This is a genomic window from Massilia sp. BGA-UO-ETr-WB1, assembly GCF_059567845.1.
Window position 1 is genome coordinate 1,000,006 of record NZ_JCAQOT010000026.1, and the last position, 7,912, is coordinate 1,007,917.

The following is a 7,912-nucleotide window of genomic DNA, read 5'->3' on the forward strand; positions in this document are numbered from 1 at the left end:
TTGTACGGAAATTTCATCAGAGTTTGCGCGAAACTTTGACGATTTTGGCCCGTCCTCATCCCCTCACGAGTCATCTCCTTCCACCGAGTTACGTTTTATGCACATACAACGTAACACATTGATTTTAAAGGAATTTAATCTTGCAAACCGCGCCCCTAGCATGCTATCTTCTAGACGAAGTCTGGTTCGGCGGAAACCTATGAGCGCCACACTCAAAGATGAATTGTCGTTTGGCTCGGAGCTACACAGACTGAGAAATAGAGCCGGCCTGACTCAAGCGCAAGTAGCCGACGCAGCAGGAATAACGCGCGGCTATTACTCTCAGCTCGAGAACTCGAAACGCCCACCGCCACCACTGGGAAAAGTTCGACGAATTGCTGAGTCGATGGCGTTGTCTCCAGATGACCTTCGCCTGCTATGGGGAGTCGCTGCTATTGAACGGATGAATGCGTCAGCAGGAGACCCAGAGCAAGTTCAGCGCGGGCCCAGAGGGCTCTATGTGCTGTGGAATGGCTTAGCAATTGATGTTCCTAAAAAGGAACAAAACGAGATCATGGCTCTATTAAGGAGGAATAATCTTATGTAGATGAAACAAATGATCGTCGAAAAGCGACGAACCCACAACTTGTAGATCCGCCCCCTCCAGGTCAAGAATTAAGTATCCCTAACAGTTCACAAACTCAAAGATACTTACCTGCGCCTGGAAGGTCAATCCCCTATTTACTTCATGCTGCACCATAGCAGCATTGGGAGAGATCATGTCAAACGAAATACCGGTCCTCATGGGATCCAGGGAATGGCTCAACCACGTCCTCTCTGCCCCACCAGTCCGCAAACTCAAGGGCCGCACTAAATCAACGCAATACCATGAGCTCTGGTCAAACCACGTTAATCGCTTCGTGGGCGCCCAAGGGCGCAACGAGGCCGTCGCACTCATTCTGCTTGAGTACCTTGCCTCGCTCGGTCAGATTACTCATTTCAAAGAACAGCCATTCAGAACCAGCGAAGATGAATTTGGTTGTGAGATCGTGCCTGACTATCTTGCTGTAGGTGCAGACAACACAATATACGTTATCGAGGTAAAGCATTCCCGCTACATCACGGCGATCGTTCAAGCTAACTTGGATCGGAACAAGGCTCGTTTCGAGGAATACGGCATTAAGTATTTGTGCTGGACTGATCGCTATCCGCTCTCGCTTCATCTACGGCATAATTTGATTGAGATGCGCCGCACTGCACAGTGCGTGCCTACAGAAGAATCATCAGAGCTCAAGTCGTATGTCGTGGCTAGCGGTGCAAAGAAATTCTCATCGCTCGTGGACGCCGGCTTCGACCTAGGCTGTATCTATGCTGCTGCCTGGCGAGGAGAGGCGTTTTTCGCACCTAATCAGGCATTTGGTCCAGACTCTCCCGTCTCATCGCACCCTCTTATCGATCTTCCGGCGATCGCGTTTGGGTCAACTACCGACGGCCACGGCTGGTGGGAACAGCTACCGCGAGTTTGATGCCATGACCAACTATAAATCTATAGCAGGCGTAGGCCTGCCTCTGCGCGAACCCACGCCGACGATGTTTACGTTGGAATCCGGACAGAAGCTACAACATGGTCTGACCAAATTTGAAGTTGTACGAGTCGTAGGTGCACAAATCATCCTGCGCAATCTCGAAACGATGGAAGAGCGCTTCACTACTGCTGCATCAGTTTATGACGAATACACCGCGCGACGTCTGGTACCAGTCTCCACGACAGAACAAGTTGCGGATATCTCACTACTCCCTTATGAACGCACTTCTTTTGCAATCTTTGGCGCAGATCTAAGCGAAGCTGCCAAGCGGCACGCATATAGCCTGTTCAAATACATCACTGAATTACGTCAGCTTGGCTATCGATGCTTAAGGTCGACGCCGCTGCTGGAACTGGACTTCGCGCGTTGCAAGGCCCGGATGCGATCCGAGAACAAGGAGCTGATCGATTTGTCGTTGCGTACCGTGTATGAGTGGTCCCTCAAGTATGACAAGTTGCAGGGAGACTATCGCGCACTTGTACCGAATTTCGCTGACCGCGGTGGAAGTGGTGTCGGAAAACGGTTGGAGCCGGCCGTGACCGAAGCGACGCGAAAAGTGTTTCAGGACATCGCCGCGGATACGAAAAGAAAAATTCGTACGTTCGATGTTTTGTTCGATGTTAGAGCGGAACTTCAGAAGGCGCTTCCAGCAGACCAAGTCAGCCTCGTTCAACCTAGTTGGGCAACGGTCAATCGCATGATCAAAAGCGAATTTTCGGCTTACGAAATCTGCTTGCGCAATAAAGGGCTAGCGAATGCCAAGAAACAGTTTCGCTCTCACTATCCACGAGACAAAGCACAGCGCCCCCTAGAGGTTGTGGAATTCGATGACAAGGATACTCGCACCTTTTTGATCGATGAGTTCACTGATCTACCAATGGGCCGGGCTTTCATCACCGCAGCGGTGGACCAACTTAGTACGCGCCCGTTAGGACTTTCGATCAGCCACCGTCATCGTAGTACAGCCTCTGCACTAGGTGCGTTCCGATCTGCCATGTTGCCCAAAGGTCCGGCAATGCGTCAACAGGGTCTTCAGCTCAGCGTCTCCGACGCTTTTGGTAGTCCAGGAATCGCGATCTTCGACAACGCACTCTACTTTCACGCAGCTGCTTTGGAGACTGCAATCCTCGAGGCATGTAGCAGCATGTGTGCTTGGGCAAAGCCCCGCACGCCGACAGAGAAATCTGTCGTGGAGAATTTCAATGGCGAGCTTGTGGAATACCTGCTTAGTGACCTGCCTGGCTTTGGTGGGGCAAAAGAAGATAAATCTCAACTTAGCGAAGGCTTGGCTTCCGCGGCGATGGGCGTCAATGCCTTCAAAGCCATCGTTATGCAATGGGCATACAACACCCACGCGAACAAGCCGCGCGAGAACGGACTTACGCCGACACAGGCATGGGATGCCAGTATGCGGCATACCCGAAGCCGCCTTCCGATAAACCTCGATCAGTTTGATGCCTATTTTTCTCTATCTCACGAGGTCCAACTGAGGCCGGAAGGCGTGCGATTTCTTGGGCTCATCTACCAGAGTGATCAGTTGATCCATTTGAGGCGCCGGCTGGGAAGCTCCGCGAAAATATTTTTCAAATATCCCTCTGAAGAAACCTTGGACCGCATCTTCGTTCGCGATCCTTTTGAAAAACGTTATTTCATGGTGCCTAGCGTCCAGCGAGAGTACACCGAGCGGATCACGATATATCAGCATCGGCTCATCAGGAAGATGACTCGAGATCGCATGATCAAAAACCCATCTTTGCCCGACCTGTTGAAAGCTCGGGCCGAGCTGCAGCAACTGATCAGACAGACTCGATCATCCGCCAAACGCCGTGAGCGTTCCTTGGCAAATAAAGCATCCTTCGGCGACAACGAGCTCTCAGCAGTCCTTACAACTGACACGATCACGGTTGAGTCGATCAGTGATGTTGAGTATCAGGTTAGTCAAATCGACGAGGCTGTATTGGAAGTGATCGATGAACATTGGGATATTCCGGAGGACTTTTAAAATGGAAAAAATTGAAAAGCTTAAGTCTCGTTGGCATGGTGCTCCGCTTGAAGAGCGTCTGCAGTATATGACCGAAGAGATGCATGTACACCATCCTACCTTCATACGTGCGTTGCTGGAAATCAAAGACCAGGTACGCATCTGCGAACAATTAAACAAAGGATCCGGATTGTTGCTGTTAGCGCCATCTGGTTCCGGAAAAAGCCACTTGTCACGATACTTGAAGCGGCTTTGGCCGGATGACCACGAAGGATGGAAATCAAAAGTTCCGGTTGTGAGTTTCAGTCTACCATCGGTAATGACGAAACGAAGCATCGCTTTGGAACTACTACGGTCGATTCAACCGGTGGTAGGTTTTGGACAAAAGGATGAGTCCTTGGAAAGTCGAATTTCGACCTTGCTTGGCCATATCGGCACTAGAGTCGTCCTGATCGATAACGCGCACGATATTACGGCAAGACGTAAGGCTGGAGGTATTAAAGAAATTGGAGACTGGATCAGGGACCTTATCGATAGCTCCAAGATTCTGGTTGTGCTCTTGGGTGCGCCTTCCGCTTTGGAGATCATTCAACGTAATCCCCAGTTGAGACGGAGAGCTGCTCGGCAGGTAAGGATGGACTACTTCAAAATCAGTACACCAAAATCATCTCTTGATTTTCAGGAGTTTCTGAAGAGGCTCGACGCCGAGCTTCCGCTTGCTTGCGCCACCGAGGTGACATCAGACATTGCCAAGCGAATTCACTTCGCAACCAACGGGATATTCGACTACGTGTTCTCTTTATTCAGCCGGGTCGTTGGCATAGCTGTGGCCGCAGGACGGGACCAATGGAACCAAGAGGACCTGGCTAAAGGATTTCAGATGATGATGGGAGACTCGGTCAGACGCTCGCTAAACCCCTTCTTGGCCAACGGGCCGTTTCGACCACTTGATCAAGAAGGAGAGCCTTATCACGACTGGTGCGACACGTGGGACAACCCTGAGCGGAAGGACTGACGTGATTCCGACTGATGTCCGAAGTAAGCTTCGTCTCGAACCCGTTGGACAACGAGCAAACGCAGCAAGGCTGCTGGTACGCCCTGCGCGAACAAGTTACCAATGCCGCCAAGATCATCTTATGCAGATAGCCGAGATGAATGCTTTCGTCAATCTGCGTAATCTTCTTCGAAATTGCAATGTTTCCTTTGCGGCCCTTATGGCTCTTAGTGAAGATGAACTCCAACTGTTCTTGGAGGGGAAGCTGGAGTTAAGACGCCGAAGAATGGGGTCGGTTGCCTACCTCAAAGCTTTCGGCCTCGGCATGCCAGGAAGGATCTGCTTAGTCTGCATGAAGAATGGCATAGTTGTTCCGCATTACTTCAACTATTCGCTGTCGCTCATTTGCCCAATTCATGACACCGCTCTTCTTGATGTATGTGAAGGATGTGAAGCGCCAATTTTATACACAAGAATGCATCGCGTGAGATGCGGCAGATGCCGGCGCGACTTTCGTGAAAGCGAACCTAAGCCAGCGACGGAATGGGCAAAGGAGTTCCGGCGCCGCTTTTCGCCAAGCCAAGAGCTCGGCTTTTGCCGCGTAAAGAGCCACAGCGATTTAGCAATTACAAGGCTGCTGTTATGGGACCACGCCCCTGAGAAAGATCGCACAAGGTACAAGTATCCGTACTTGGGGATTCGGCACCATTCATGGTTGGCGCAGACGGCGTACATGCCAGACTACTTAATTGAACAGATCGCCGATGAGTTTCGGAATAAGCATCCCAAACATCTAGACGAGTTAATCGCTTGGACGCGCATTCCGACGCCGGTCAATACGATTATTCAACGAGTACTTTGCAATTCAGTATAGCGAAATCTGATCATGTTCCTACTTCGCCCGCCACCACTTCCAGGTGAATCGTTGTCGTCATGGCGTCAACGTGCGGGTGAAATGAACGGCTTTTGGCGCTACCCGCCTGCACCTGGGGCGGCCCGGTACATGGAGCCGGATCGACTACGCGACGATCAAGAGGTTCATTGGCTGTGTAACGAATTCTGTATCGCTGAGGACGAGCTTAGATCGCTCACTCTAGATCACAAGCTGCGCTCGTTAGGAATTACATTTCAGGAGACCACAAAGCTGCGCTGGGTGCTGCGTCTCAATCCATCACAGGTCGGAAGTAGTGGCCGTTCAATGTATTGCCCACTCTGCCTACTGGAAGACGCAATTCCATACTTCCGCCTTAACTGGCGTTTTGGGTTTACCACGCACTGCGAGCGACATCGATGTGTGCTGCAAGAAAAATGTCCAACATGCGGCTCGCCAATTTGGCCTGCATCTATCCAAGTCAATGCACCGACCGCGTGGTTGCCGCTTACAACTTGTCGCATATGCCGTTCGTCGCTTGCCCAAGGCTTCCATTCAACGCTTAGCGTTACACCAGAAAGAGGAGACACCAGTTCAAGCATAGAGGTCGAAGGAAAATCACTTGATAGTGTCTGGTACTTTGCACAGCTGCTTCTACGCTCTCGCTCGCGACGTCTTCAGCAATACATCTTTGAAAGAACTCATGTAGATCATGGCGAGATTGTCACTTCCTGCACGATAGAGCATCTTCCACTGGGCCAACGTCAGGCGATCATCACTGCCAGCGCTTGGTTGCTCCACGACTGGCCGGCGAACTTCCTCTCCGCGGCTGCAGCCTGCCAGATTTCTTTAGGTGCTTTCAGCGGCACTTTGCACTTGGCCCCGGACTGCGTGCAGGAGGTGATACGATGCCGTCTTGTAAAACGAGATCGCAATAAGGTATCGCATGAGTCCATCAATAAGGCCATTGACAAGATCGCTGCCGAAGGACGCACGATAACAAAGTCTGCAATTCGACGAGCACTCAACATCTCAGAAAGCTCACTTTTAAACAGCGTGATCGGCCAACGTAGGCAAGCTACCGCTGAAGAAGCTCGAAGGCTTCTCTTCATCATCGAACAGGCCTGTAGACATGCCACGAATCGTCGATCACATCGATCTGCATTGCAGCGCGACTGCTTTATCTTCCTGCTTTCAATGCTATCTGGTCAGAGAGTTGAACGCCTATGTGAGGCGACTCACGCCGATATCAAAACCATTTTAGCTACAAGCAGCGAGGTTGCCGTAATCGAGGAAGCACGCGCTCTTGCGGCTGGGATTCATGAGGAAATCATCAGGTCATCTGCCGGTATGGAACATCAAATCGGGTCGCCTTTTTTGTTGTCTCGATGGGGCAAACCCATGCGTGGCCACAGCGTTCGGCAAAGAATCTCATCGTTCATGCAAATAGACTTTTCAGAGGATCTCTGGCGAAGTGCCGACGTTTTTGCTTCTTTGTGCAGCGAGCGAGTAATTAAAGAACTGTGATATTATTTTGGTCGGCTTGTATGGGCCCGCCAGTCCACCTACGGCAAACACACAGTGAATTCTCTCACTTACCTTTTCCAACGTAGCTCTCGTTAAGGTGGACGCCGGGAAGCGCACGTTTTGGAGAAGTCACGTGGAAAACAGTCCCCACTCTGAGTTGCTTGCTCGCCTCAAGAAACAAGCGATGGCCCTCGCTAATACTACCCAAGTAAGCTACATGAGGGCGTTGGAGAGCTTGGTACGTCAAAACAATTTCGAAAACCTTCACAGGCTCCAAAGTCTTGTAAAGTCCGAGGCCGTCACCTCCGCTATCGATGCGGCCCAAATACTGACTTGTCCAGGATTGATGCAAACGATCTATAGGATTCGCATCGGTAATAGCATATGGTCGCTGAAGGTATCGAAACATGGGCCCAATCTCTGCCTCGAGGATCGGCCATATTGTGAATTCGAGGATGATTCGCCTACCTCTGACCTAGGGAGACGCTGATCAATTGAGCTTTTCGCCGGCCCTGGATGTGTTCAGCGTTCCAATGCTGGGCTCGAAAACTCACAGAAGGGTATAAAAAGTGGCGAATTCGCCCCAGTGCCTGCCCATTACTACGCTAAAGACGGAGTTCTGGCGTTGGGTAATTTGAAGCGTCGGCCAGCGAGTACCAAGTTGGCGAAGGCGAACAGCGAGAACAGCTGAGCGGTGTTCTTCGCCAAGCCCCGATAGCGCGTCTTGCGATGACGGAAGAGGTTCTTCAACACATGAAACGGATGCTCGACTTTCGCCCGCACGCTGGCCTTGAGCACTTCCAGCTTTTCGCGCTGACGCCCCAGCTTGTTGTTCGGAAGTGCCTTGCGCGCGGCGCGCTTCATGGCGACAAACCAAGTCACCGACTTGCCCTGATTCTCTTCGCGCTTTTCAACGCCTTGGTAGCCCGCGTCGCCAAGCGCGGCAATCTCGTCGCCGTGCAGCAGCGCGTGCG

7 protein-coding genes are annotated in these 7,912 nt (G+C 51.4%); 6 read left to right on the top strand and 1 reads right to left on the bottom strand.

Annotated elements, in window-relative coordinates:
- The first annotated feature begins 199 nt into the window (after positions 1-199).
- The 6 genes from AC56DV_RS26910 (at position 200) to AC56DV_RS26935 (ending at position 6,938) form a co-directional block, all read left to right on the top strand.
- On the top strand, positions 200-586 hold the full coding sequence (locus AC56DV_RS26910; RefSeq protein ID WP_496317264.1) for a helix-turn-helix domain-containing protein: 387 nt from the start codon (positions 200-202) through the stop codon (positions 584-586).
- 172 nt (positions 587-758) lie between these two features.
- Positions 759-1,505, top strand: a complete 747-nt coding sequence (locus tag AC56DV_RS26915) for a hypothetical protein (protein WP_496317265.1) — start codon at positions 759-761, stop codon at positions 1,503-1,505.
- 4 nt (positions 1,506-1,509) lie between these two features.
- Entirely contained in the window at positions 1,510-3,567 is a 2,058-nt protein-coding gene (locus tag AC56DV_RS26920) for a TnsB C-terminal domain-containing protein (protein ID WP_496317266.1), read from the top strand.
- Between the two features lies 1 nt (position 3,568).
- Positions 3,569-4,561 (top strand): TniB family NTP-binding protein, encoded by a 993-nt coding sequence (locus tag AC56DV_RS26925; RefSeq protein ID WP_496317267.1) that lies wholly within the window; start codon positions 3,569-3,571, stop codon positions 4,559-4,561.
- Positions 4,562-4,682: 121 nt separating this feature from the next.
- Complete coding sequence (locus tag AC56DV_RS26930) at positions 4,683-5,414, top strand: hypothetical protein (RefSeq protein ID WP_496317268.1); 732 nt, start codon at positions 4,683-4,685, stop codon at positions 5,412-5,414.
- Between the two features lie 12 nt (positions 5,415-5,426).
- Entirely contained in the window at positions 5,427-6,938 is a 1,512-nt protein-coding gene (locus tag AC56DV_RS26935; protein WP_496317269.1) for a TniQ family protein, read from the top strand.
- 600 nt (positions 6,939-7,538) lie between these two features.
- On the opposite strand, the gene AC56DV_RS26940 is transcribed toward AC56DV_RS26935, so the two are convergent.
- A partial coding sequence (locus AC56DV_RS26940) for a transposase (protein ID WP_496317270.1) occupies positions 7,539-7,912 on the bottom strand: 374 nt, incomplete at its 5' end.